The following is a 24121-nucleotide window of genomic DNA, read 5'->3' as shown; positions in this document are numbered from 1 at the left end:
GGTGATGGTGGCGGCCGGACGGTTGTTCGATGACGTGGGCGAGGCTGGCGGCGGCCTGAGTGCCGCGGCCAGCCTCGCCCGGGCGGACGAACCGCTTCCGGAACGCGGGCCAGGGGCCCGGCAGGCCGCTGGTCGCCCAGTCCAGCAGCTCCCACAGGCCGGCCAGGGAATCTCTCCATGGGGGTGCCGGTCAGCGCGTGTGGAGTTGGCCGAGCGGCGCACCGCGTCGCGGGCCCCGTTGTATGCCTCGGCCTCGGGGCAGTCGGCGGCGTAGGCATCCAGAAAGGTGCGGTGGTCGGCCGCGAGCTGGCGCCAGGCGTCGGCGAGCATGTCGGCGTCACTGGCGAGCGCGGTATCCGCGCGGGCCTGCTGAAGCCACTGCTCGACCTGCTCATCGTCGCCGGGTTCGTGCCGGGCGGCGTTGCGGGCGTAGCCGAGCCAGGTTCGCGGTTCGCGGTCGGCCAGCGCCCGGTCCAGGACGTCGCGGCGGGCGGCTGCGAACGCGGCCGCCCGCCACAGCGCGTCGGAGGCGGACGGCAGGACGATGGCGCACCGCTTGCAGATCCGGTCGNCAGGACGTCGCGGCGGGCGGCTGCGAACGCGGCCGCCCGCCACAGCGCGTCGGAGGCGGACGGCAGGACGATGGCGCACCGCTTGCAGATCCGGTCGAACACCTCCAACAGCGGATAGGTGGCGGCCCCGGCGGCGGGTTTGGAGTGCTGGCAGGCGCTGTGGTGGTACCGGCGCAGGTCGGACGGCGGCACGTGGAACTTCGCGGTGCCGCGACCGCCAGTCAGGGCGATCCGGATCTCGGCCAGGGCGGGCAGCGCGATGCTCAAACCCTCCAAGCCGCGCGGGGAGATCTTCGGGAAGGACCTGGTCATGGCGTCAACTCCCGGCCAGAACCGGGCGGATGCCCAGCGCGCCGCAGGCGCACGGAGGGGATACGGAATCCAGGCGGGCGGGGAAGACCATCGACCAGGCCAGCGCTGTCGTATCCGTCTTGGGCGGCGGTCCGCTGCAGGCTAGAGAGTATGGATGATCAGCGTGTGGCCCGTGGGGAGGAGTGCCTGGCCCCCGGAGCCGTGCTGCCAACGATCGAGCTGGTTCGGCAGGCTACCGGCCAGCTCCTGTGCAGCTCCTTCTCGGTTCCCGGGGCTGTCGATATGGAGCATCACCTCAAGCGCGGCACCGGAATCAAGGATGTCTAGCTTCCGGGCCTGGGTGAGGTCGAGCGCTGACGCCCAGGAGCGTAGATCGCGCAGCAGAGCAACGGTGTCCGCAGTCGTGGTGCTGCGGGCCCTGGGCACTGCCGGGTGGCGCCCGTTCGGCGTCAGAGCCATCGCTTGAACCGTTATGCTCTCCCATTCGCCTTGGACGCTGTAGGCGTAGGTTTGCTCTACCACCTGATGCATCGACGCCTGTGCACCAAGGAGCTCGGCGATACGGTCGATCGCTCCACGGTGGACGCTCAGAGGCTCATGTCCTAGGCTCTTTAGCTGCACTGCATTGTCGCCGGCGCGGAGGCCCACGCACAGGCGTGGAAGATCTCCCGCATGTTCCAGCAGGACAGCCGCCTGTCCCATGAGGTGGCCCAGGGGATTGACAGTCGGCATGTAGGGCTCCTCGGGTATTTAAACCAGTGGAACGCTAGTCGCCCCGGCACGGGCCGCGCAATCGGCAGCAGCCTTCGTCGGCATCCGCTCACCGTTCGCCGAGCTGGCGACCGACGGCGATGATCCCGGGTGACCCGCTGCGGCGAGCCGGCGGCCGGACGCCAACTGCGGCCAGGAGGAAGGGCAGCCCCGGCAGCCCGACGGCCAGCCGCGGCCGCATCTTGTTCAGAGGGTTGGCCGGCCTCGACGCGACGGCAGGTCAGCCAGTCCGCGGCATGCTGGCACCCGGACAAATCCACCGGCGACACCCAGGTCTTCCGGCTTCTCCAGGAAACACACCGCATCGTCCGCCTCTCGGACTGAGGGCTGACTTTTCATCCACGTATTCCTCAAACCTGTGGATCGTCAGCGAACTCGTCGCCGGGCGAGCGGCTGGCACGGTCGCGGGCCGCATCCTCTTCGGAGTAGACAGTCGCGTGCCCTGGCTGTGGAGCGGCGGCGTGTCCGCAGTGCGGAATCCAGCGGGCAATAGTGCGGTCTGTGTTCCCGCCAGGGGGAACGGTCAGGGCAGAGCACCCGATTCACCCCTTGGGGTGGGTGTCCTGTCGTGCATGAATTCTCAGCTTTACGGCCGCTGGCCGACCGGCCACCGTCAAAGCCGCAAGCCCAGCCGGGGCGTTGCGCTGGACTTCATCGTGCGGACGTGGCCCGGTCTGTCCGGGTGGGACGTCGCGGTCACCGGCCGCCTGCACATGGCGCAGTTCGCCGATGACCTGGCCCTGGGGGCGGCGTGATCGCGACACGGCGCCTCCGTGCTCGTCTCGATTCCGGTGGGCCACGCTCTGCGCCCGGACGGTTCTCGCGCCCAGCGCCCGCAGTCTGCCGGAGACGGCCGTGACGATTGGGGAAGCGCCGGACCGCGACTTCACCACAGCCGACATCACGGCCATGCGACAGGGAGGCGTCCTGCCCGCGTTTCTGCGGTCTCGGATCACCTGCCCGGAGAATGCGCAACGTCCCGGGCAGGTGTGGGATAGCAGCCGCGCCTTGGGGCACCGTCCCGGCGCGTGGCCGTCCACTGCAATAGGGGACCACCGACGTGGCCAGCCCGTGGTGGTGGTGTGTGACTGCCCGCTGTGCCGGGCGCTGGCCGAGCACACCGAGACCGGCCGATGCCGGTGCGCAATCTGTGCCCATCGGCGTGAAGCGGCTGCCTGACTGCCGCCACCGGGCCTCGCTCGTCCTACCAGATGCGCGGCGACTGCTGGGGATGCTGCTGGTGTGCCTCTTGGTGGTCCGCGGGCGTCGGAGGCCCGGAGGCCGCGGTCGGCTGCCCGCCGCGCGACGCCTTGCTGGAGTCTGTCCGCCATGGCGCGGATCTCTGCCTCGCGTCCCGCGGTACGGTGAGGCGCCCTCGGTGCGGCGCAGTGTTTGCCCGGGGAGCAGGTCGCCGAGTTCGCTGTAGCGGGCCCGGTATTCGGGGCTGGCGTCCAGCTGGTACGTCGGGGCGATGGCGGCGTCCACCGGCGGGGTGTGGGTGACCCAGGGACGCTGCGGGGCTCGCCAGGACATTCCGGCCAGCTTCACTTTGATGCCGGGCGAGTCGACGAACTGTACCCAGGTGGCCTTCACGTCGTGCAGCGGCAGGTCCTGATCGGTTAGCGGCAGGAGGCGGAAGGCCAGATGCGTGGCAGTCTGCCGGACCGCGGTGTCGAAGACCTGCTCGTAGGCGAGGTCCTCGCCGGTGCGCCTATGATGAACAGCCCTATCGACCCTGTGAGGGATCACAACACCCTTTGGTTATGGAGCCGTTCACTTTCCGGCGAGGGCAGGCCGTGTGGGACAAGGAGCGCTCTCCGTCCCTTCTGCACGTTTACATCACTGTAGATCTCGCGCAGCATCCCGAGGTCGCTGAACTCGTTCGCGGTGCTTGGGATGTGCTTCGGGATTTTCCGCTCAGCCACGTACAAGACCCCTGGTTCCACATCACCCTCGACCAAATCACGGACGAACCAGCCTCGCGGATCACTCAGCGCGAACGCGACATGCTGACCGTCGAGCTCACCAAGGCGCTGGGCGACGTCGAGCCCTTCGACATCACGGTCGGCTCGCTGCTTTCCTCGCAGTACGGAGTGATCGCGGACCTCCACCCAGACGAGGAGCTCGCCTCCCTCCACCGCCGTGTCCGCGACGCCATCCGGGCCGTCCGCGGCGAGGAAGCCGTTCAGTATCCCTGGGGCATCCAACACCTCACGATCTCGTACGCTCACGCAGAAGCAGACTCCGACGAAGCTCAGCGCCTCCTTCGCGGCGTCCGACCAGGTCATGCCTCCCTGCACATCGACAGCGTGCACCTCGTCGACGTCACCGCCGACAGCAAGGCCAAGATCATCACCTGGCAGACCCTCGCGGAGATTCCACTCGGAGGCTGACACAGACAGATCAGCCCGGGCAGCCGGGTCTGCTGCTCCAGCGGCCAACGCATGAACGCGATGTCATGCTCCCACCGCCCGGGAGGGGAGGGGGCTGCCGTCGACGACGAACGGGGCAAAGCCCGAGGTCCTGGCATGCCAAGGCGCGCAACCGGCAGCGCGCCGGTGACCTGGCCAGCCCCATGCCGCTCTCGTCGTCTGTCTCTTCCACGGCGACTGGGCCGTGGGCACCGCCCAGCCCGTCTCCCCGGCGACAATCCGTTGCCGCGTTCAGGACGCATACGTGCATGTCCTGATGAGCAAGGCTGTGGTCAGATGTCGAACCCCGGGGGGTGACGATGGGTCCAGCCATCGACATCCTCCAAGGCGTAGGAGAGACGGATGAGTGCGGCCTCGTCCCACGGCCCACCGATCAACTGACTGCCGATGGGGAGTCCGGCGGCGGACGTGTACGTCGGAACGGTCACCGCGGGCAAGCCCGTGATGTTGCAGACAGACGTAAAGGAGATCATCTGCGTTTCCACCAGCCTCGGGCCGTCAGGATGTGCGTTGTTCTCCGCCAGGCAGTGACCAACCGGCGGCGGCGGGCAGGCCATAGTGGGCGTGAGCAATACATCAAAATCCCGCCCCCACTGGGCGCGAACTTCCCTCGATTCCTCCATCAGGCGCTGGGATGCCTTGACATACAAGCCAGAATGGCGCGTCTCGGCCTGCCGCATCCGGTACCGCAGATGAGGCTCAGCAACGGCCGGGTCGTCGTAGGGAGCAGCCCACTGCGCAGCGTCCAGAATGGTGGTCGCGAACCCCATGAACGCTTCGGGGCTGAAGAACTTCGGCGCGGCCGGGAACACCTTGTGCCCCAGGGACTCCAATAGCCGACCAGTGTGCTCAGCAGCCGCGACACACTCCGGTGCCACCGGGACCCCCGTTGGCGCGTTCAACAGCAGGCCGATCCGCAACTGACCGCTGTCGCGGCCGACTTCCTCGGTGTACGGACGCTCTGGAGTTGGAGCCTGGTACATGGCCAGCCGGTCAGGGACCGACATGACATCCAAGAGGGCCGCAGCGTCCCTGGTCGTGCGAGTAATGGCGCCCTCGACAACGGCGTGGTCCCAGGTGGGCACATGATTGGGGACGCGCCCCCGGCTGGGTTTGAGGCCGAGCAGACCACAGGCTGAAGACGGCATTCGGATCGATCCGCCACCGTCGTTGCCGTGGGCCACCGGCGCCAGGCCGGCGGCTACAGCCGCCGCCGCACCGCCGCTGGACCCGCCTGGGGTGTACTCGAGATTCCAGGGGTTGCGTGTATGGCCATAGCGATTGTTGTCGGTAGCGGACAACAGCGTCATTTCGGGGGTATTGGTCCGGCCGAACAGCAGGAACCCGGCATCCAGGACCCGGGAGATCACGGGCTCGGTCAATTTCCGTGGAGCATTCGACACGCCGCGCGCCCCATAGGTGGCGGGCTGTCCCGCCACCTGTGCGGAGTCCTTGACCGGGAGCGGCACCCCGTGGAATGGAGGGAGGTCCGCCCCGTCGACGACGTCCTGCTCCGCCTTGCGGGCAGCTGCGCGTACGGCTTCGTCGTCAAGCCGGACGATTGCGTTGATAGCCGCATTGTAATCGTTGACCCTCTGGAGGTAGGCGTCGGCAATCTCGACCGGGCTCAGAATCCGTTTGCGCACCGCTGCCGCCAGACCAATGGCCGACTGAAAAGGGTTCATTATTGCTCCAACTAGTCAACGATTGCAGAAATGGCATCTCGACTGCTTGGTGAGGAGGCTTGGAAGTGGGCAGTCTGGCTGTTCACAACTCCCCGTGACAAGACGGCGTTGGCCCTTGAGAGCGAGGACGTGCCGGACGTTGGCGCGCGATGCCCGGGCCTGGGCGGGACCGCGCCTGGATGGTCCGGGGAGGGGGATGGGGTTGCCAGACCGGCGCACTTCGGCAGGGGATGACAGCACGGACGCGCAGCGGCTGTTGAAGGTGGCCGCGCGCCGGAAGACGGCCTTTGGCCAGGTGGAGTTCGTCGACGACGATGCGGCGCTGCGGTGGACGATCGACGAGGGCGGGGTGGGACTGGCGCACTCGCTGCGTGATGGCAACGGCAGCGTCCGAGCGGTGCCCCGCTCCTGCCGCCTCCGTTACCGTCCGCTACACCTTCGCCCAGCACATCCTGGACGGTGCCGAGGCCCTGCCGCCCTGCTCGAACTGGTCAGCCGCCGGGGTAGTACGGAGGACGCCACAGAGCCAGCATCCCTGCTGCGCCGAGCGAGTGGTGGTGGACGTAGCCGGCAGGGTGGCTGCTATGCGGCACCCCGGCCTGTCTGGCGGGCTCCTCAGACGGTAGCCACCCCCACGTCGGCGGAGGCCACGATGACCGCGAGGGAGAAGAACCGGTTGGCGATCAGGCACCCTTCGGCTGCCGTGATCAGCCCTCTGCTGGAGCTGCCCCAACCGGTGTCCACGCGCACCCGGCTGTGCCGGGCAGCCGGACAGCTGGCCGGCATGGCCGCGATCGTGCTCCACGATATGGGCGGCCGCAAGGAATCCCGCGAATGGTCCCAGACCGCCACCCGGGCGGCCGCCGAGTCTGGGGACCAACAGCTGCACGCCTGGCTGCTCGGCCGGGAGGCTATGGTTCCGCTCAACTACGGTGCCCCCCTCGCCGCGGCCCAACTCGCCGAACAGGCCCGACACACCGCCGGCAGCACACCCACCCCGGCCGCCACCCTGGCTGCCGCCGTCGCCGCCCGCGCCTACGCCCTGTCCGGCCAGACCGACCAGGCACGCGCCGCCCTGGCCCAAGCAGACCGCCTCATGGAACGCCTCGATCCTGGCCAGCACGCCGACACCTGGTTCGGACACAGCGAGCAAAAACACCACGTCCACCTCAGCCACGCGCTCACCGCCCTCGGCGACACCAGGCGGGCCCAGGAGAGCCAGGCACACGCCCTGGCCCTGTCCGCCCCCACCAGCACCCTCACCCGCACGCTCCTGACGATCGACGCCGCCGCCTGCCTCCACCAAAACGGCGACACCGACCAGGCATGCCGGAGCGCCGCCACCGCCTTTGCCGCTCTCCCCACCGCCTACCGCACTGGCCTTACCCACACACGCGCCCTGGACCTCTACCGGTCCATCCCGGCCCAGCACCACCGCGAAACCGCCGTCCAGCAGTTGCGGCAAGCACTCGCAGCCTGACCAGTGCCGACGCATGCGCTGGGGCCAGTTCGGTGACCTGGCGCGCCGCTGGGAACCGAGCCAGCCCGGCGCCGTGGCGCCGCTCGTGCACTCCTCTGCACGCCGCCCCAGCGCTGCGAACGCCCGGCCAACCACTCGTCCGAGACGCGCAACCGAGTCCCGCGCCCCTGGAGCCAACAGGCCGGATCAGGCTGGCCGGTGCCTGGACGTGTTGACATCAGGTGAGAGGGCCCGGTCCGGAACGTGGCGTGCGGAGCGGGGATACCGAGGCGTGACGGCCGTGCTGGCGCGGTCGCCGCTGCTGTCCCGGGAGTCGTGCCGGTCATACAACTCCGCCACGGCGAGGGCGTTGTCGGCCCTTCACGTTACGGTCGTCATGCCATGCTCGGCTGGCGCTGTGGCGCCCACTGTCAAAGAGGAGCCTCTGGTGCCCGAAGCCCATCCCGACCACAGAGATCTGCCCTCCCTGTATCGTGCCGAGGTCGGTGTGTTCCGCGGGCGATGGACGATGTCAGTCATCGGCCCGGCCCAAGACATGGCTGCGGGGCCGAACATCGACCTCGGCCCGGCTGAGCACTTCGCCACTGCACATCCTGACGACCCCGGCCGCTATCTGATTGCCGTCAGCGGTGAAGTACCGGTTCTTCCCCGGGAAGAGGCCGTACAGGTCCTCGAGGAACACGGCTTCGTCGTCGAGGTCGCCGCCCGCGATGACACCAGGACCGACCACGGCTGGACCCAGACCACTCACGCAAACTGGACTGCCCCCTGCCAACCCATCGCCCCCTGACCACCGCACCGTCTGCAACGCCAGGCTGGCGTGTCATCCGCGGCTTCCCCCGACCGCAGCTCCGCCCAGCTGGAGCGCGGTTCTCCCACGCCGGATGCCTGAGCCACCTGCGGCGCCAGTATCCAACTGGAACTCCTCCACGTTCCGACCCTGGTTCGCCAAGACGTGCACCAAGCAGCATGCTGGTGACCTGCCCCGGACCCGCACCCTCGTCACCCGCCTCGACGGCGACGGGACCGAGGAGAATGCGCAGTCTGTCTCCCTGACCTAGCCCAGCCGTTTCCACGCTCCCAGTCGTTGCCGCTGAGGTCACCGTGTACGCGGCTCACCATCGTGGACACCCCTCCGGGCCGTCGGTCATGCGTGGTCAGATGAGAACCAGGACATGCTGCAAGCCGACGCGGGATGCCCGGATTCGGCCGGGCGAGGAAGCGACTCTGATCGTTCGGGGAGGAAATGTGGGGTTGTTGGACCGGCGCAACACAGCAGGGGGCGACAGCGGTGAGGTGACGTGGCTGTCGCAGGCTGTCGCGGGCCGGGTGACGTTCTTCGACCAGGCGGAAACCGCCGACGGCTATGTTGTTCTGCGGTGGACGACCAGCCAGGGCGGAGTGGGGCTGGCGCACTCGCTGCACGATGGCAACGGCAGTGTCCGTGCAGTGGTCAGCGCCCTGCACCGGCGGCACGGTAGCGGTCTCGCTGACCGGTACGCATGTGTGGTGCTGGCTCAATCGGCGCCCCAGACAGTCCACCCTTACGTGCCCCAGCTGGTCGCCCAGGACATCGTCGGTGGGCAGGGCGGACAGCCGGACCAGTACGACACGACCTGGCAGCAACTGGCCGCCGTACTGGGACACCCGCCGCCGTACTGGTTCGCAGCACTACGGGACCGCGACGCCATCGCCTCCTGGCGGCCGGGCGCCCCGCCCGCGGTGGTCCCGGCCTGCCATGTGACCAACCCCGTCACGGCGCTGACCGAACTTGCCGCGGACGAACCCGACGGCTCACCAGCTGCCCAGCTGTGCTGGCATCTGGCCCGGCAGATCCGCGGCCGTGACCACGCCGCGGTCACCCGTCACATCGGCGAACTGCACAAGAACGCGGCAGACGGCGGCGACGGCGCCCACCTGGTCCTGGGCGCAGTGCCGACCGAGCTGCGCCGCGCGGAGGATCAGGAACTGCCGGAGATGGTGCGCCGGGCCGGATGGCTGGCCATCACGGCACGCCGCGATCAGCTCGCCTACCGCGTCGCCGACGTCGCCCAGCGGTGGGGAGCCAGCAGGGACTGGCACACCGGCGCCTCGGTGACGGCCCGCCCCACGGTCTGCCAGACCGCCCACGAGTGGACAGAGCGCCTGATCGGAGTCGACCGGAGCCAGGCCCCGACCGTCCTGGAGAAGGAACTGCTGGATCCCCCCAGCGGCCGAGAGGCCGAGGTACTCCTGCACGACCCGGTCACCGGTGTCCCAGCACTTCACCGTCTCGGCCGCCCGGGAGATGTGCACACCTACACGCTCCAACGCCTGCCCACCCACTCCCGGCTCGCCGCCCTCATCCTCAGCGACAATGCCTGCTGGATCCGCACCGAGGACGGCACGCTGTGGTTCGCCCCAGAGCGGGAGGACTACGGACTGGGCTGGGGCTCCTCCTGCACCGGCAGTCGCACCCTGGCCCAGTTGGTAGAGCGGCTCCTGGACGACATCTCCGCACCGGCTATGGAACCGCACGCGCCCCAGCCTCCCCAGCGGCTGTTGGAACTGTTTCGCGACGCTCCGCGAGCCGGTTCGACCACCTACACCCGTGCCCAGCTGAGAGCCGCATGTACCGGCTGACCCCTCCGCTGCCCCGGAAGACCGCACGGACCCACAGGGGCGCGGCGTGAACCGACCCGGGCCACGTGCCCTGGCGGGACGACGGGAGAGCGCAAGCCCTGCGAGGAGCTGCCGCCGCTGAGCCCGAGCAGCCCGGTCAGGGGCGCGGCCGCCAGATAGAGAAAGCGTTGCTGCGGCAGGCGGGAGTGGTGCAGAGGGCGATGTTCACATATAGCGGCGCCGTCCCCAGCACCGCGGCCGCGGCCAAGAGCCAAACACGGTCGCACAGCATCCGCACGACGGTCGGAAGCGCCAACAGCTCCGACGACCGTGGCCGCGCCCGCTACTGCGGTCACGGTCGGGACGGCGACCGCCACAAAAGGGACATCAGGATTAGGTTCATAATTCCCCGTCTCTGCAGTCGCGCAAGTCCCCCAGGAGGCGACGCGCACCGCGATCGCCAGGCTGCTGGTAGCGCAGAGTACGAGTTCTACCGCTTGTTGTGACGGGGGCGGTTTTCCCAGCCTGCCCGGCTTGGTACAGCAGAAGTTGCGCGTTGATCAGGTCGTGCGGGATGAGCGCTTCTCCGCAGCCCCGCGCACCTCCGCGAGCTGCCGTTGAGGCATGCCGGTCCATCGCCGCCGCACTCGGACACGACGTCGCCCCGCACACCGCGCCGACCAACGCCTTCACCGGCAAGGGGCCTTCTGGCCCAGCGGAGAAGAATCGGTGACCAGCCTCCGGCGCCGCACGTCCCGGCGTTCCATCCTCCGCATGTGGCATCCTCAGGTCACCGCCCGCCAGGCCCGTCCGACCTCAGGAGGTCTCCCGACATGACAGCCGTAGAGGCCAATTCGCTCCCCGAAGGCGAGCACCTCTTCGGCTCCGACACAGAGCACGATCGGCGTGTCAGGGCCCGGCTGACGGAGTTAGCCCGCGAGCGCAACAGCACGCTGGAGGAATTCCTCGAGCAGCTCAACGCGGCCCTGGCCGCGGGCAAGGCACTTCCCCTGCCCCCTGCGGAGGAGGCCGACTTCATGTCCCGGGACGTCTGCGCGCCCGGTGAGCGGCCTGCCATCATCTACACCAGGCCCGCCGACGACGTCTGGGGCGTGGTGTCCGCGGAGCGACCTGACAGCAGCATCGCATCGGATGCAAAGCCTGCGCCATGTGCGGGCACGGAGAGGTGCCCGTGGCGGCGTGATGCGGCGACCGGTACGTTCCCTGCCGAGGCATTCCGGCTGTCCGCGCGGACCTCCTACCCCGGTAGCGACCGTCATTTCGTCTGTCACTCCTCCACCCCCGGGGCCCCCTCGATCTGTGCGGGCTGGATGCTGCGTGGCGCCGCCGGGAACGCTGAGGCCCAAGAGCTGCTGCGGGCCGGTCGCCTGCACATGCCCGTCCTCCCCGAGGGGGTGGAGCTGTACGACGACTACGCACAGATGGCGATCGCCAACGGGGTTGACCCGGCCGACCCCGCCCTCGCACCGCTCCACGGCAGCGCCGAGCAGGACGAATTCGTCTCCCTGATCGAAATCTGCGCATCCCAGGAGCTCCCCGAGCCCCAGGCCCCCTGAGTACTTCTACACGGGATGAATGACGCGGGAGACGCATGGCGGATGCCCGGCGAAAGACCAACGCGACATGAGAGGAGAAATCGCAGAACATCGAGGTGAGACTCTGCAGAGTGCCGAGAGTTGCTACGCTCCGTATTTTTCCGCGGGCTGACTGTGGGGGCGTCTCGGAAATATGGCTTACAGCTCGTCGTTGACGAGCTTGTGTACGATCTTCTCGATGATTTGGCGGCGAGTGAGGTCGCTGATGGCCGGTGCCGGGTATCCGGTCGGCAGGTTGCGTTCCACTGCATCCACGATGTCACTGACCTCGAAGGTAATTCCGATGTCGGCCGTGATGCTGGTGATGTGATTGCGGGAGGTCCTCGTGCGCGCAATCAGGTCCCGCCCGGCCGCCCATGACCACGGCCAGGAGCAGGCCGCCGTGCACCAGCAGCACCGCCCCCAGGGCCCCGGCCGCACATAGATGCCCCCGGATCTCCCGCCGCAGCGCCCGACCGCGAGGAACAGGCGCCCGCCACCCGTGCACGGGCAAAGGGGGCAGTCCAGAAACGGCGCACGGCGAACAGGGGGACACCGTAGATGCGGCCCGCTGGATGCCGTGGCGCCGCCAGCGGCGTCGTCGCCGCGGCTGCCCGCACGATCGCCTCCTGGGACGCCGCCGCCCGCCTGCCCGTCCGCGCGCACCTGCTGTGCCTCGCCCAGCAGATCAGCGAGGCCCGTACGACGGCCCAGGCCGCCCTCGACCAGCCAGCGGCCCACGCCCGCCTGCCGAACATTCTGGACATCACAGGCGCGCGAGCGGGCCCGGGCGACTGCGCGGGAGATGTTCGCCGGTCTCATACCTGGCGCCACCGGAGCTGCCATAGCGGACGAGCTCGCCGACAAGCTCCTGGCCGCCGTCTATACCACCCAGATGTGAGGACCGCCGCGCCCCGGCCTTCCGCCCGGTGGACTCGGGCCGGTGGCATCGACGATCGTGCCGAGCTGCCCTGGACCCCGCTGACCGCTGCCCTGGGCAGGCGCTCGTCGGCTTCGGCGGGGCGGGTCCCGATCAGCAGCGGCTCCAGGCGGCGGGCCAGCACGTTCAGCGCTGTCGATCCGCTCGACGCTGCCGTGCACCACTCCTCAGCCTCCGTCTCCGGCGTCGGTTCCACTGTCACGGAGAGGCTGTCAGGCTAGGGGGAAGCGTTGCTCCCACACGCTCACCACCGGTTCCGGCAGATCGTCGCTGAGGGCTGGCCAGAGAGTGACCAGCAGTTGTGGGTGAAGAAGTTGCCGCTGCTGATCTACGGTTCCCTTCAACAGCACCCGCTGATACAGCAGCAGGAGTTGCTGCGCATCGCGCACTGTGACTTCAGCAGGCAAGGGCGCGCCGAGGAACTCCTGCGGCACGCTGATCACTCCGTCGTCGGGTCCTTGGAGATCTTCCCAATCGGTGACTGCCTGAAAGTGACGGGCCCGCAGCCAGTCGGCGACACCAGGGGAGCGCAGAGCTGCTGCAATGTCGGCAGGAAGGTCGTCGGGGAGCGCTTCGATGAGTTGGCCGCTTCCCTCGTGAAGACGCTCAAGATCGTAGGCCTCGGGCGGGGACATGAACCAGGCTCCTTAAGGTCAAGGCCGGCAGCGACGGGAGTTGGTGGGACAGGAGTCAGCACAGGGTAGAGGGAACGTCGCGTCGCCGTACTGTCCGGGTCTCCACCAGCGGCTGCCTGTGTTGGTTCCCCGATCCAGCCGGTGTCGAGGACGATGTCCCGGTCAGCGAGGAGAGGGACCTTGCGGGCGTGTCGCCGGAGCCAAGGGAGGTTGAGGATTTGACCGACGGGCCAGCTCTGCCCCGACGCGAGTGGACTCGGGTTCAAGCTGCTTCTGCGAGAGCTTGCCGACGAACTCAGCAAGGCGGCCCCAATGAGGCGGCAAGGTCACTTCACCCTTGGAGAAACGACTGTCAAACTGTGCCACCACCAGGGCGAGCCGGAGGGCGGATAGCTCCGCATGGCTCGCCTGGAGCAGAGCCCGCGGTGGCTGTTGCCCGGGTTCCAAAGGAGGTTCTGGGGCATTTGCGAGAACCCGGGCCGTCATCTCAATCACGCGGGACGAGACGTCTTCCGCCGCCCATCCCTGAGGATCGAGGGCTTGCAGATCCTCTCGAGATTTGCGAATTACCATGGCCAGACTGTTGTAAAGAGCTAGGTGCGGCTTATGGGGCTCTACCCCGGCACGTCGAGCCTCGGCGGCCAGAAGATCCGTGGTAATTTCGTCGAACCGGGCCGGTGTGAAGCTTCTCTCAAGGGCGGCCACGTCGATGTAGTCTTTCGCTTCTTTCCTGCTGCGAAGTGCCTGAAGTGTCCGGTTGAGGCAGTCGACCTCTCCGGCTACCGGAATGCCCTCGACCACCTTGGACTGCTGCGACTGGGGCATCTGTGTCATGGTCAGCCGAATGTCGCTACCGTCCGGATCCCTAGCCGTGAGTTCTACATGCGTGGATGAGTGCGGGTGCAGTTGCAGCACTTCGAAGTCGTCTCCATGTACTTGACGAGCGATCTCCGGAAGCATGGATGAAGGCGTAAACGAATATGGCGTGGACAGATTGACATCAGCCATGGTGCGAGTCAGGACGTTGTGTGCATGCAGGGCCAATGAGCCAGTCAGCTGAGCGGAAGCCACGAGTCTTTCACAAGCTTGAAGCGCGTACCTCGCCAGCTTGAACCCGTGCTCGGGGTCTATTTGGATAGGGCGCCTGTTCATGAATACCCCAACTGGAGGCACTGGTGATGATGGAAGAAGCGCAGCGAGGCAGACACTTGGGGGAGCGGGAGGAGAGTGTTACTGGTCGCGGCGTAGGTCGTCTCTTTGGAACGTGTTGGATCTACGGATTGATACCCCATAGTGACGGCATATTGCCGCCGTGCGGCTACCTCGTGGGAAAAATCCCGCGTGGCGAAAAAAAATGGTTCAACGTGTTCCACCCTGAGGAATCAGGGTCTCAATCGCTACCTCTCCACCCCGCCTGAGCCTGACGGACTGGACATGCCGCCGAGACGCCACCGCCGCGTTTGGCTTCATCTACGGAACGGGCCGTCCAACGGCCGGGGGCTACGGCGCGTTGGCGGCCGGGCCCGGCAGCCAGGCGCGGTCCGCATACTGCCCTTACATCCGGGCGTCGATCCGGGCCCGGTCGAACCGCTCGGTCTCGGCGACGGACGGATCGTTCAGTGCGGGACGCTCCAGCGCCCCCACGAAGTCCACAAGGTGCGCCCCGTACTGCTCGAGCACCGTGTCGTGGCGAGCCGCAGCCGACGCGATGCGCCCCCGTGCCGCGCGGTCGCGGTCGCCTCGGCGCAGACCCGCCCGTACGCCCACCGCGAGGACGCCCAACACCACCACGGCGGCGGTCAGGCCAGCCGCCACGAGCCCCACAGCACGCCACGGTATCGACGCCGAGCCATGGCCCGACGCCATCTCCGCCGCCGGCGGACAGCCGTGCCTGCACGACCAGGACACCCCCTGCGACAAGCAGCGCGCCCACCCATCGCGACACCGCCCGCTGCCGGGCCTCACGCGCCTCGTACGTAGACGACTGCGCAAGCCAGAACGCGCGTGCCGTACTGGCGGCGGCGACCAGCAGCATCAACGTCGCGAACAGCGAGAGCAGAAGAGGGACCGCGCGGCTCACCGGGATGGACCTCCTGCGGACACATGGCCAAAGGGCCTGGATGACGAGGACGCCCCCTCGTCCCGTCTCGCGGGACGATTCCGCACCCGCTTTGCACGCTCCGGACCGCAGGGCGGGACGTCGCGTCCGAGCGGCACTATTCAGCGGACCGGTCGCGAAGACTGCCAGCTTCCGAGCAGGACGCTCCCGGCCACCGCCTCACCGCGCGCCACGCACGCCCCTAGGCGGAAGTCGGCCGAATGGGACCAGCAAGTAGGGAAACGATGACGCACACTGTGCTGATCTTGATGAACGCGCCCACGACCGTGACGGCGCCGCCCGCCCGCGCAGGGAAGTGACACCGATGCTGCGGTGGATACGCCAGCGCTACTGGAGCCACTTCGTCGTCGGCTGGATGGTGATGACCGCGGTCATCACGCGGCGGGAGAGCGGCACGCACCTGGGGCTCGACGCCCTTCCCATGGCCGTGATCGCCAGCTGGGCCTGGGCACTGCACTCTGCCAGCGCCCTTCGTGCCCTGGTCACCGAAGGCTTCCGGGCCCAGCACCACACCTGGAACCGACTCCTGAGATCCAGGCCCCCACGCGACCCCAGCCCCCTCTACAGCACCCTCGTGCAGCGGATGCGAAGCACCGAGAGGTACCTGCACGCCGTAGCCCGCAAGCACCGACTCCACCAGCTGACCATCGCATTCGTCGACGGCTGGGACCAGGACGGCAACGGCAACGAGGCTGCGTCCCTGCACGATGGGCGCCGTGCCCATATGTGGCTGGGCAGCCACTGGTTCGGGCCGGAGGACACCGAGCATCTGCCCGTCGTCCTCGAGCACGAGCTCGGTCACATCCTGCGCCGCGACAACCAGCGCTCGACCGTCGTCCAGGCCACCGGGGTGCTCCTGACGGTCCTGGCGGCCGCGTGGCTGCCGCTGCCCCTGGCCATCCTGGCAGGGGTGGCACTCCGACTGCTGTACATCGGGTGGTCCTGGTGGAGCGAACTGGCCTGTGATGCCCGTGCGGTGCGCATCTGCGGCCGCGACGCGGTCATCGCCGTGTGGGGGCGCCACACCGCGCTGCTGGGCGAGCACCCGCGGCGGGTACGTCTGCGACACGGCCTGCGTTCGGCATCCACCCATCCTCCCTACGGCCTGCGGATGTGGTGGGCCAGCCGCACGAACGCCCCCTCTTCTTCTGGACCCCACCCCCTCATGACCCTGTCCGGCGCCGACGGACAGGCCCCCACGCGCGCAGCATGAGGCCCAGCCGACCGGACGCGGCACGGGCACCCGCCGTCGAGACACAAAGGAGCGCGCCCACGTCGGCCCGGACGGGGCGTCATATCCCGTGCCCGGTCAGCCAGGCGATCCACGCGCCGTCGGGGGCCCGGCCCAGGTGGAGTGCCGGAGTGTGGCCTGCTGCGTGGGCGCAGATACGCCCGTAGGCCCCGTGATGGACAGGGCACAGGTGGGCCAGTTCGTCGGCGGTGAGAGCCGTCAGGTTCTCCGAAAGGAGCTGGCCCGCTGCGGTGGCGCGGGCCTGTGCGCCACGGCGTCGTTCCACCTCGTCCAGGCGTGCGGCGATCAGACGGAACCAGCGCAGGCCGGAGTCGTCCTTGCCACCAGGGGTGTACAGGCACTGCCGGGCACCGTGTTCGTCGTACTCCTCGACAAGCACCATGCCGACGGACTCCAGCAGGCGGCGCGAGCGGGCGTTCGCCGCATGAGTGACAGCGACCACAGGGCCGCCGCCGGGCACAGCCGCTGCCCACCAGCTGACGATCGCGCCGACCGCCTCCCGTAATGGTGGCCCAGGCCGCTTCCCCAGGCGAAGGGGAGCAACAGGTAGGAGACCTCGGCGCGGCCCTCGCACCGAGGGTCGGGGCCGATGCCTGCCAGACCGACCGCCCGGCCATCGGCGACGCGTACGACGGCCCAGGCGCCAGCCGTCTCCGGGTATGCGGCCTGCCGGGCGGCGACGCGCTCGTACGAGACGGGACCACCCAGATAGGCCCGGACCCGCTCGTCGGTCAGCAGCTCGCGGACAAGGCTCCCGTCTTCGGGGACGATCGGTCGCAGGAGCAGCCGGTCGGTACGCAGTTCGGCGGGCCAGACACTGTCCAGAGCGACATCGACGAAATCCATGAGGAACAGACTGGCAGCCGGTGGCACCGCGCGGGTCGGCTCGGTCGGCCGACGACGTCCGCTTCGGCCATCGTGACGCGAGGGCTACGCCTGGCCGCGGCGGCGGGGCCGACAGCGGCCGCATCCAGCGCCCGGCCGGGCCACCGCCGACGCCGAGCACGCCGACAGCCGACTCCGGCAGGCTGCGGAAGGGGTCGGACCCGTCGGCGGGGTGCCCGCTTCCGAGACCGGTGTCCCCCTAGCCGAGCGCACCGGCCAGTGGAAGAAGATCGCCGCTGCCGACGGCAGACTCCATACCCGGCTCCTCGCCGCGCACCTGACCGCCCACCGGCTGCCCGCACCGGCACGCGACGAGGAGTGGTGGACGCGGGCCCGGGCCCTGGTGCCGCTCATGCTGGCCGACCGGCCCGCCCTGGAGACCGCCCGCCTCGCCGAAGCGGTCTGGGAGGCCGCCGGGCGAGAGGAGAGGACCGAACTGGACCGGGCGGCCCGCAATACTATTCCCCTTCGTGCCGCGCTCAGGTGCGAGGAGCGTAATTGGCAACGGTACAGCTGCATGACCGAGACGATCGCCCGGACGACCCAAATCCGAAAACCTGCAATCCGGACGTCGACGTGAGATGCGGCATCCGGGCTGCATGCCCCCGAGCTGGCGGTCGTTCCTGCCATGCGGCTCGCGACCCGCTGGGATCCCACCGCCCTGGCGCCAGGCCAGTCCGGCCGGTGGGACGCCGGACGAGGCTGGCCGGTTCACCCTCCCGTATGGCGGAACGTGCTCCCCGGCCCAGCGTGTGCGGGCCCATCGATGGCGAACACTGCCGCAGCAGGGACCGCCACCTTGGGGAGGGGCACATATGGCATCGGACGAGCTGCTGGTCGTCGGCCTCGATCTGGAGACCGGGCGGGAAGTCCACATCGATGAGCGGCCGATGGGCCAGTGGCGTCAGCTCGGCTACGGCTACCGCGAGCGCGTGGTGTGCGCGGCCTGCTTCAGCGGCCTGGACGGCATCGCGGAGGGCACCCGCGTGCCGCTGGTACCCAAGGGCAGGACCGGCGGCAGCCGGCGCTTCCACTTCGCTCATCCATCGGGCATGGCCCCACCCGGCGGCCACCACCCCGAGACCCTCTGGCACCTGGAGGCGAAGCTGCTCCTGGAACGCTGGGCACGCTCACTGCCGAACGTCGCCGAGGTCCGCCAGGAGCAGTGGACCCCTACCCGCGAACGCCGCGCCGATGTCCACGTGCGTCTGGCGGACGGATCGCGCCTGGCTCTGGAGGCCCAAACCAGCCTGATCGCCGACCAGCTTTGGCAGGCCCGCCATTGCGACTACGCCGCAGCTGGCATCCAGGACATCTGGATCATGCGCCCCGGCGTGGCCCTGCCGCACGTGCTGTTCGCCGAACTGGCCCCGGTATGCATCCTGGATCTCGCAGAGCGCACGGTCCGTGTGGTTTGGGGCAATCCCCACCTGCGCAGCGGCCGCTGGTGGGAGGCCGAGGACCTGACGGTCTTCGCGCTGCACCACCCGCCGTGCCCGGGCGATGACGTCCATGAGGAAACGGTCCCCCTCGCCGAACTCGGCCTGAGCGCACGGGGCCTGGTCTGGCCGGAACACCTCACCAACAAGCTCGCCGAGGAACACCGTGCGATCCAGCAGCGCGCGGACAGTGCCCGCGCCCAGGCGGAGGAGGACAACCGGCGACGGCACCAGCTGGCCGCCCAGGCAGCCCGAAGCCCTCAGCTGTCCATGGCGGGCGAGCAACGGATCACCCCGCCCCGCGCCCGCGCCGCGGGCCGGACCGGTACGCGCAGGGCGCGCTGCGCGGTGTGCGCAAGACCCCTGGCAGACGTCCTGGTGCCCTACGGCACACACCCCGCCTTCCGGGACGGGGAGGGCTGGACCGACTGCCTCGGCCAGCCGTGCACCGTCTACCCACTTAGAAGCCGGGCAGGAGCGCGCGCAGATCCCGTTTGACGCGGTCGGCGAGCTGCGCGCCAGTGTTTGGCGGTCCACTGGTGGCGGGCCCCGAGGCCCTCGTCCGGCGTGTCGCCGAGGACGTCGAGGAAGGCGGGGGCCACCCCGCCCGGTGCCAGGTCCGCGAGCGGTTCGGCCGTGCGCGGCAGGCTGCGCAGCAGTCGGTGCCGCCAGCGCCCGAACAGCGGTTCCGGGGAGCCCAGCATCATCGCGGGGGTGTGCCTGCGGGTAGTGGGCCGGAGGCCAGGGTGCGACTGCCGGTGCAGGAGGAGCCCCAGCCCAGTCCGTAGTCCTCCCGAGGCACCGACCAGCATGGTCGCCGCGGCGAACAAGCCCTGTTCGTCAGTCTGCTGCGGGCTGAGGATCTGAGTCGTCGTTCCGTTGTCTCCTCGACTGCTCATCGCCACCGCCTGGCGGGGACGTAGCGGGCGAGCAGGGTGCCGTGGCCAAACGGGTTGGGCTGCTTCGGAGGGCTGTCGGCGCACTTGCCCGGGCAGGCGTAGACGGTGCCGCCGCCAGCACTCGCGCCATGCCCGATGGCGACGATGACCGGCTGACTGGTGGTGTTCTGGCAGCGGGCGCAGACCTGAGGCATCACCGGGCCGTCGCATCCTCGGCGGTCTCGGCGGCGATCACCCGGGCCAGTGCCTCGCAAAGTCGTTCGAGATCGGTGAGGTACCGGTCGGGGCCTACCGGGATGCGCCAGTGCAGACCCGGGCCCTCCGTCCGGCCCGCAGGCGGCACACCGATGTACGAGACTTCGGCGCCGTCGGCTCCCAGGATATGGATCTCCTTGCGCAGGTCCCGGCAGCACTGGGCGTCGCCGCTGGGGATGAGCCAGTACATCAGGCTGTAGTCGGCGATGACGGCGCCGGACGCGTCGTCGAGTAACCCCAGGGCGCGTTCGCCGATCTCAGCGGGGGCGCGCAGGACGTCCCAGTGCGGGCCGACCTTGACCAGCTCGATGTCATTGCCGCGCGGCGGTGTCCACGGAACGGTGGTTGTCATGCCGCCGCTCCCCGAGACGCGCCGAGGAGGAACGCCAATCGTCCTGCTGTGCCGATCTCGTCGCCGAGCTCACCGAGCTCGTATCCCCATGCGGTGACATACCGTCCCCCGTGACCGCTGATCTCCTCAGCCAAGGTGGCGCTGAGGGGATTGGCCACACGCAGGTGGGCGCCCTCCGCCACTATCGACAGGCCGTAGGCTGCCAGTCGTTCGGCGAGGTCGCGATAGCTGGATTCGTCCATGCACCCATGTCACCGCACCGGCAGACGCGGCGGGATATGACAACCTATGACACGGAGTGGATCATGACTCGGGCTGTGGCCATCACCGGTACGCGGTCGACAGGGCATCGCGGCCTTGACAGCTACGCCGAGTTGTTCACCAGCTACCTCGGCCCGTTCGCGGGCCCCGAGACCCGCTTCTACATCGGCGGTGCCAATGGTGTCGACAGCCTGTCCCTGCTGTGGCTGGCCGGGAACACGAACGCGCACATCATCATCGTCGTGCCCGGCACCGTCCGGGAGCAGCCCGCCGAGGCTCGGCAAGCCATCATCCGTAGCCGCGACCGCATCACCGAGGTCGTCGAGCTGCATGCCGCGGAATTGCGCAGCCCGGCCTTCCACGCCCGAAACCGGTGGATGGTCGATCGCTCCGGCATGGTGATCGGGTTCCCCCTCGCGGGGCCGCAGGGTACCTCAGGTACGTGGCAGACGCTCAACTACGGTGCCGAACAGGGGAAACCACGTCTGATCGTGCCCGTGTGACGCGGATCACCGGCATGATGCCGGTATGAGCACGTGCGAAGCCCTCCTCGGCGCTGCGGCCCTCAAATCTCTCCGGAAAGCGCGAGGCTGGTCCCTGGCCGACACCGCGCGGGCGCTCATCGATACAGCGGCGCACCTCGGCCAGCCCCTCGACCCATCCGCAGCGAGCGTGCAGCGCTCCGTCGCCCGGTGGGAGAGCACGACGCGCCCCATCCTCCCCAGCGACCGGTACCAACTCCTGCTCGCACACCTCTACGCCCGAGCCCGTGACGGTCACACCACACTCGGGCCCGGCAGCGACTTCGCCGAACTCCTCGACGCCCTCGCCCACCTAGGTGCAGGACAGACACATCTGCATGAACTCCGTGCGCTCCTGATCCGCACGGCCACCGACGACGGCACCGGCCTGCTCGCTCTGCTGGGGCCTACCACCCGGCTGTCCATGGCGGCCGCGCTCGCCGATCCGGCACTCGCCGACGACGAACTCCTCGGCGGACTGCGGACGGCAGTCGCAGACGTCAACGCGCAAGTAGGCTCGCTCCCCTTCGCCCGCCTGCAACTGCTGCTCGCCCCCGTGACCGAGTCCTGCCAACGGCTGCTGGCCAGCGGCGTCCCCAAGCCGCTGCTGCCCGGGCTGCACACGATCGCTGCTCAGGCGTACACCCTCGCCGGGCGGCTGGCGTTCGAGACCCGCGATGACCACGCGTCCCGCGCTCTGTACGCGGCCGCAACAAACGCGGCAGGACTGCTCGAGGACAGATGGCGCCGGGCCGTCGTTCACATGAGTCACGCCCTGGTCACGCTGTACTCGCCCCCCGGCCTCGACGCGGCCCGCGCCCTGGTCGACGCCGCGGTACGCGAAGCCCGCAGGGGCGACAGCATCCCCGTACGAGCCCGAGCCCATGCGCTGCAGGCCGAGATCGCCGCCCGGTCGGACGCCGAGCGGCACGCGCAGACCGCACTGTCGCTCGCCTGGTACGACCTCGACCGTGCCGTTGACTCCGATCCCTCGCCGACCAGCTTCAGCGCCGATCACCTGCGCGGCTTCGAGGGACTGTGCGAGCTGTACGTAGGAGACGCGGCGGCCGCTCACGACAGCTTCGCCCGTAGCGCAAAGGCCCTGGGAGCGCCGCGCGAGCGAGTTCAGCGGGCCATCGTCTCAACCGACCAGGCTCTGGCGTGCATCCGCCTCGATGCGCCAGAGCGGGCTGCTGAGCTCCTGCACGGATGCATCGACTCCGCGGCCAGCACCGGCGGGCGTGTACCTGCGCTTCGTCTCCGCCAGGCGCGCAAGAAACTTCGGCCCTGGCGACGCGAGGAGTTCGTCGCCGAGCTCGATGACCATCTCATCGACGCACTCGGAAGCTGATACGACAACCCGCCCCCTGCCGCAGCCGAGTGGTGTCGCGCTCTGGCGCGGAGGGTCGTTCGGCCGCTGTCCGGGCCCGTGCCCTGTCCGGGCTGCTCCGTGATGTCCCTCTGTTGGCCTGCGATTGTGCGGGGTCGACCCACCCCGGGGGCCCCGCGATGTGGGGGTACACCCTCGTCTCTGCGGCCGTCTCATCCGTGCCGCCGTCCCTTGGGTCTCGTGCGATAGTGGAGCGGCCGACCCGGTGGTGGATCGCCTCGACAACGCTCTCCTCGGGTCGGTTTTCGCTGCGAAGAATCCGCACAGCTCTGTGCGCATTGTCGGTGGTGCATGGAAAGGTGGCCCCGTCGAGGCACCACCCATCGGAGAGCGATCATGGCCAACATCAAGGAACTTGACCCAGGTATCCCCACCAGCACCGCATGGCAGAGCGGGCCCCGCCTGTACGTCAGGTGCCCGTACGCCTCCCGGCTGGACACTGACCTGCGCAACCTCGGCGCCCACTGGGACGGCACGCAGCGTGCCCTGTGGATCGGCTCCACGAAGAAGGCCGCTGTCATCGAGGTCATCCGCGCCAGCATGGACCGCAAGGCGGCCGTCCAGGCCGTCAAGGACGCCGGGCGCTGGGTGCAAATCCCCTACGACGCGCACGAGATCCGCGAGCACGCCAAGGAGCGGCTCAACGCGGTGTACGGCGGCAACGTCCTCAAGGGCTGGTGGGCGATGCGCACCGACGAGCACCTCGCCGAGGTTCAGGGCATGGTGAAGTCCTGGCAGGAGGAAGCCCAGGCCGCCCGTAAAGCGGAGGAGAAGGCCCGCAGGGAGAACGCCGCCGCGCAGGAAGCCGCAGCCGCCAAGGCCGCACAGCAGGCCGCGCAGGTCCGCCGCGCACAGATCCTGGAACGTTCCGGCCGCACCTCCGCCGGAGAGACCGCCGAGCTGCGTGAGATCTCCACCCGGCGCATGAACAAGGCCACCGCCCAGGACGCGGCCCGCTCCGCTGGCAGTCTTGTCCGCCTGGAGGACGGGCGCCGCGGCATCGTCACCGACGTCAAAGTCTGGTTCACCAACGCCGAGATGGCGTCCTCCGTCTGCTGGCACGCCGAGACCCACGACGAAGCCCACTGGGACTTCGCCTACACCGTGGCCGTCGTCGAGACGACGGACGACGAGCGGGAGCAGGACGCGAAGGCCGAGGCCGAAGCGCAGGACGCCGCCGAGCTCGACGACCTGATCGAGCAGGCCACCGCCCTCACCGCGCCCCGCACCGAGGGCTGGACCTACATCGCCGAGGAAGACCGCGCCGGGCAGATCACCGTCCACCGCGGCGTCACCCGCTTCGCGAGCGGCACCCTCACCCTCACCCGCGACGACCGCGTCATCTGGCAGCACCCCGGCTGGTACGACGACTACATCGCCACCGAAGGCACCACCACCGCCCCCGACGTCGTCGACCGCGTCCGCCGCCTGATCACCGCCGGTCCCCGGGAGCGATCCCACAACCGCACCGGCCAGCAGCGCGCCTACTTCACCGTCACCACACAGGAGGACCGTGCCTGACCTCACCGTGTCCGAACTGGGCCGCCGCTACCAGGTGGCCCACTCCACAGTGGCCCGAGCCATCACCCGGGCCACCGCCCTGCGGGCGCAAGGCCACCTGGCGCCCGCCCCACCCGCACCGGTCAACCCCGGAGAGCCGCAGCTTCGCTACCCGACCGACCAGATGGACGCCTGGTGGCCCCTGAGACCACCCCGCGGCCGCCC

The 24121-nt window shown here is 69.1% G+C and carries 23 protein-coding genes and 1 pseudogene; 14 read left to right on the top strand and 10 right to left on the bottom strand.

Annotated features, from left to right (window positions below; all coding sequences use genetic code 11):
* Nucleotides 1-1025: 1025 nt before the first annotated feature.
* Nucleotides 1026-1616: a hypothetical protein gene (locus EEJ42_RS02020; RefSeq protein WP_123098311.1), complete on the bottom strand. Its 591-nt coding sequence runs from the start codon at nt 1614-1616 to the stop codon at nt 1026-1028.
* Nucleotides 1617-2227: 611 nt separating this feature from the next.
* Between EEJ42_RS02020 and EEJ42_RS02015 the strand changes: the two genes are divergently transcribed.
* Both EEJ42_RS02015 and EEJ42_RS02010 read left to right on the top strand, forming a co-directional pair.
* On the top strand, nt 2228-2410 hold the full coding sequence (locus EEJ42_RS02015) for a hypothetical protein (protein WP_148081816.1): 183 nt from the start codon (nt 2228-2230) through the stop codon (nt 2408-2410).
* 1008 nt (nt 2411-3418) lie between these two features.
* Complete coding sequence (locus EEJ42_RS02010; protein ID WP_123098309.1) at nt 3419-4048, top strand: 2'-5' RNA ligase family protein; 630 nt, start codon at nt 3419-3421, stop codon at nt 4046-4048.
* Nucleotides 4049-4359: 311 nt separating this feature from the next.
* Here the strand turns inward: EEJ42_RS02010 and EEJ42_RS02005 are convergent, their stop codons facing one another.
* Complete coding sequence (locus EEJ42_RS02005) at nt 4360-5772, bottom strand: amidase (protein WP_184502891.1); 1413 nt, start codon at nt 5770-5772, stop codon at nt 4360-4362.
* A gap of 652 nt (nt 5773-6424) precedes the next feature.
* Between EEJ42_RS02005 and EEJ42_RS02000 the strand changes: the two genes are divergently transcribed.
* The 5 genes from EEJ42_RS02000 (at nt 6425) to EEJ42_RS01985 (ending at nt 11430) form a co-directional block, all read left to right on the top strand.
* The gene (locus EEJ42_RS02000; protein ID WP_184502890.1) at nt 6425-7252 is read left to right on the top strand and encodes an NsdA family TPR-like regulatory protein; all 828 of its coding nucleotides are present in this window, start codon (nt 6425-6427) and stop codon (nt 7250-7252) included.
* A gap of 427 nt (nt 7253-7679) precedes the next feature.
* Complete coding sequence (locus EEJ42_RS50565) at nt 7680-8042, top strand: hypothetical protein (protein ID WP_184502889.1); 363 nt, start codon at nt 7680-7682, stop codon at nt 8040-8042.
* 94 nt (nt 8043-8136) lie between these two features.
* Nucleotides 8137-8313 carry a hypothetical protein gene (locus tag EEJ42_RS50560; protein ID WP_184502888.1) on the top strand — a complete coding sequence of 59 codons (177 nt, stop codon included), beginning with the start codon at nt 8137-8139 and terminating at the stop codon, nt 8311-8313.
* A 187-nt stretch (nt 8314-8500) separates the two neighbouring features.
* The gene (locus EEJ42_RS01990; RefSeq protein ID WP_148081815.1) at nt 8501-9874 is read left to right on the top strand and encodes a hypothetical protein; all 1374 of its coding nucleotides are present in this window, start codon (nt 8501-8503) and stop codon (nt 9872-9874) included.
* An 812-nt stretch (nt 9875-10686) separates the two neighbouring features.
* Nucleotides 10687-11430 (top strand): DUF6283 family protein, encoded by a 744-nt coding sequence (locus tag EEJ42_RS01985; protein ID WP_123098306.1) that lies wholly within the window; start codon nt 10687-10689, stop codon nt 11428-11430.
* A 1170-nt stretch (nt 11431-12600) separates the two neighbouring features.
* Here the strand turns inward: EEJ42_RS01985 and EEJ42_RS01980 are convergent.
* From EEJ42_RS01980 to EEJ42_RS01975, 3 genes are all read right to left on the bottom strand, one after another.
* The gene (locus EEJ42_RS01980) at nt 12601-13023 is read right to left on the bottom strand and encodes a hypothetical protein (protein ID WP_123098305.1); all 423 of its coding nucleotides are present in this window, start codon (nt 13021-13023) and stop codon (nt 12601-12603) included.
* Between the two features lie 162 nt (nt 13024-13185).
* Nucleotides 13186-14031 carry a hypothetical protein gene (locus tag EEJ42_RS50135; protein WP_148081814.1) on the bottom strand — a complete coding sequence of 282 codons (846 nt, stop codon included), beginning with the start codon at nt 14029-14031 and terminating at the stop codon, nt 13186-13188.
* 546 nt (nt 14032-14577) lie between these two features.
* Nucleotides 14578-14847, bottom strand: coding sequence for a hypothetical protein (locus EEJ42_RS01975; protein WP_123098304.1), 270 nt, complete (start codon nt 14845-14847; stop codon nt 14578-14580).
* Between the two features lie 599 nt (nt 14848-15446).
* On the opposite strand from EEJ42_RS01975, the gene EEJ42_RS01970 reads away from it, so the two are divergent.
* Nucleotides 15447-16355, top strand: coding sequence for a M48 family metalloprotease (locus EEJ42_RS01970; RefSeq protein WP_246095962.1), 909 nt, complete (start codon nt 15447-15449; stop codon nt 16353-16355).
* A gap of 79 nt (nt 16356-16434) precedes the next feature.
* Here the strand turns inward: EEJ42_RS01970 and EEJ42_RS52225 are convergent, their stop codons facing one another.
* On the bottom strand, nt 16435-16836 hold the full coding sequence (locus EEJ42_RS52225; protein WP_246095961.1) for a hypothetical protein: 402 nt from the start codon (nt 16834-16836) through the stop codon (nt 16435-16437).
* 77 nt (nt 16837-16913) lie between these two features.
* Nucleotides 16914-17240: pseudogene (locus tag EEJ42_RS54425) on the bottom strand (GNAT family N-acetyltransferase); the annotation flags it as partial.
* Nucleotides 17241-17451: 211 nt separating this feature from the next.
* On the opposite strand from EEJ42_RS54425, the gene EEJ42_RS01960 reads away from it, so the two are divergent.
* Nucleotides 17452-17859: a hypothetical protein gene (locus EEJ42_RS01960; RefSeq protein WP_123098302.1), complete on the top strand. Its 408-nt coding sequence runs from the start codon at nt 17452-17454 to the stop codon at nt 17857-17859.
* 235 nt (nt 17860-18094) lie between these two features.
* A complete protein-coding gene (locus EEJ42_RS01955) occupies nt 18095-19216 on the top strand; it encodes a competence protein CoiA family protein (RefSeq protein ID WP_123098301.1) in 1122 nt (373 codons plus the stop codon).
* A 397-nt stretch (nt 19217-19613) separates the two neighbouring features.
* Here the strand turns inward: EEJ42_RS01955 and EEJ42_RS01945 are convergent, their stop codons facing one another.
* From EEJ42_RS01945 to EEJ42_RS01935, 3 genes are read right to left on the bottom strand one after another with little or no spacing between them, the layout of a single operon-like run.
* Entirely contained in the window at nt 19614-19811 is a 198-nt protein-coding gene (locus EEJ42_RS01945; protein ID WP_246095960.1) for a hypothetical protein, read from the bottom strand.
* Nucleotides 19811-20224 carry a hypothetical protein gene (locus EEJ42_RS01940; RefSeq protein ID WP_123098299.1) on the bottom strand — a complete coding sequence of 138 codons (414 nt, stop codon included), beginning with the start codon at nt 20222-20224 and terminating at the stop codon, nt 19811-19813. Before EEJ42_RS01940 ends, EEJ42_RS01945 begins: the two co-directional genes overlap by 1 nt.
* The gene (locus EEJ42_RS01935) at nt 20221-20466 is read right to left on the bottom strand and encodes a hypothetical protein (protein ID WP_123098298.1); all 246 of its coding nucleotides are present in this window, start codon (nt 20464-20466) and stop codon (nt 20221-20223) included. Before EEJ42_RS01935 ends, EEJ42_RS01940 begins: the two co-directional genes overlap by 4 nt.
* A 63-nt stretch (nt 20467-20529) precedes the next feature.
* Between EEJ42_RS01935 and EEJ42_RS01930 the strand changes: the two genes are divergently transcribed.
* From EEJ42_RS01930 to EEJ42_RS01915, 4 genes are all read left to right on the top strand, one after another.
* Nucleotides 20530-20988: a hypothetical protein gene (locus EEJ42_RS01930; protein ID WP_123098297.1), complete on the top strand. Its 459-nt coding sequence runs from the start codon at nt 20530-20532 to the stop codon at nt 20986-20988.
* Nucleotides 20989-21013: 25 nt separating this feature from the next.
* Complete coding sequence (locus tag EEJ42_RS01925; RefSeq protein WP_184502887.1) at nt 21014-22357, top strand: NsdA family TPR-like regulatory protein; 1344 nt, start codon at nt 21014-21016, stop codon at nt 22355-22357.
* A gap of 375 nt (nt 22358-22732) precedes the next feature.
* The gene (locus tag EEJ42_RS01920) at nt 22733-23917 is read left to right on the top strand and encodes a hypothetical protein (RefSeq protein WP_123098296.1); all 1185 of its coding nucleotides are present in this window, start codon (nt 22733-22735) and stop codon (nt 23915-23917) included.
* A partial coding sequence (locus EEJ42_RS01915) for a hypothetical protein (protein WP_148081810.1) occupies nt 23910-24121 on the top strand: 212 nt, incomplete at its 3' end. The genes EEJ42_RS01920 and EEJ42_RS01915, both read left to right, overlap by 8 nt.

Origin of the sequence: Streptomyces botrytidirepellens (assembly GCF_003721215.1) — a bacterium.
GTDB lineage: Bacteria > Actinomycetota > Actinomycetes > Streptomycetales > Streptomycetaceae > Streptomyces > Streptomyces himastatinicus.
Note: the sequence above shows the minus strand (reverse complement) of the source record. Positions and strands in the feature narration are given on the sequence as shown.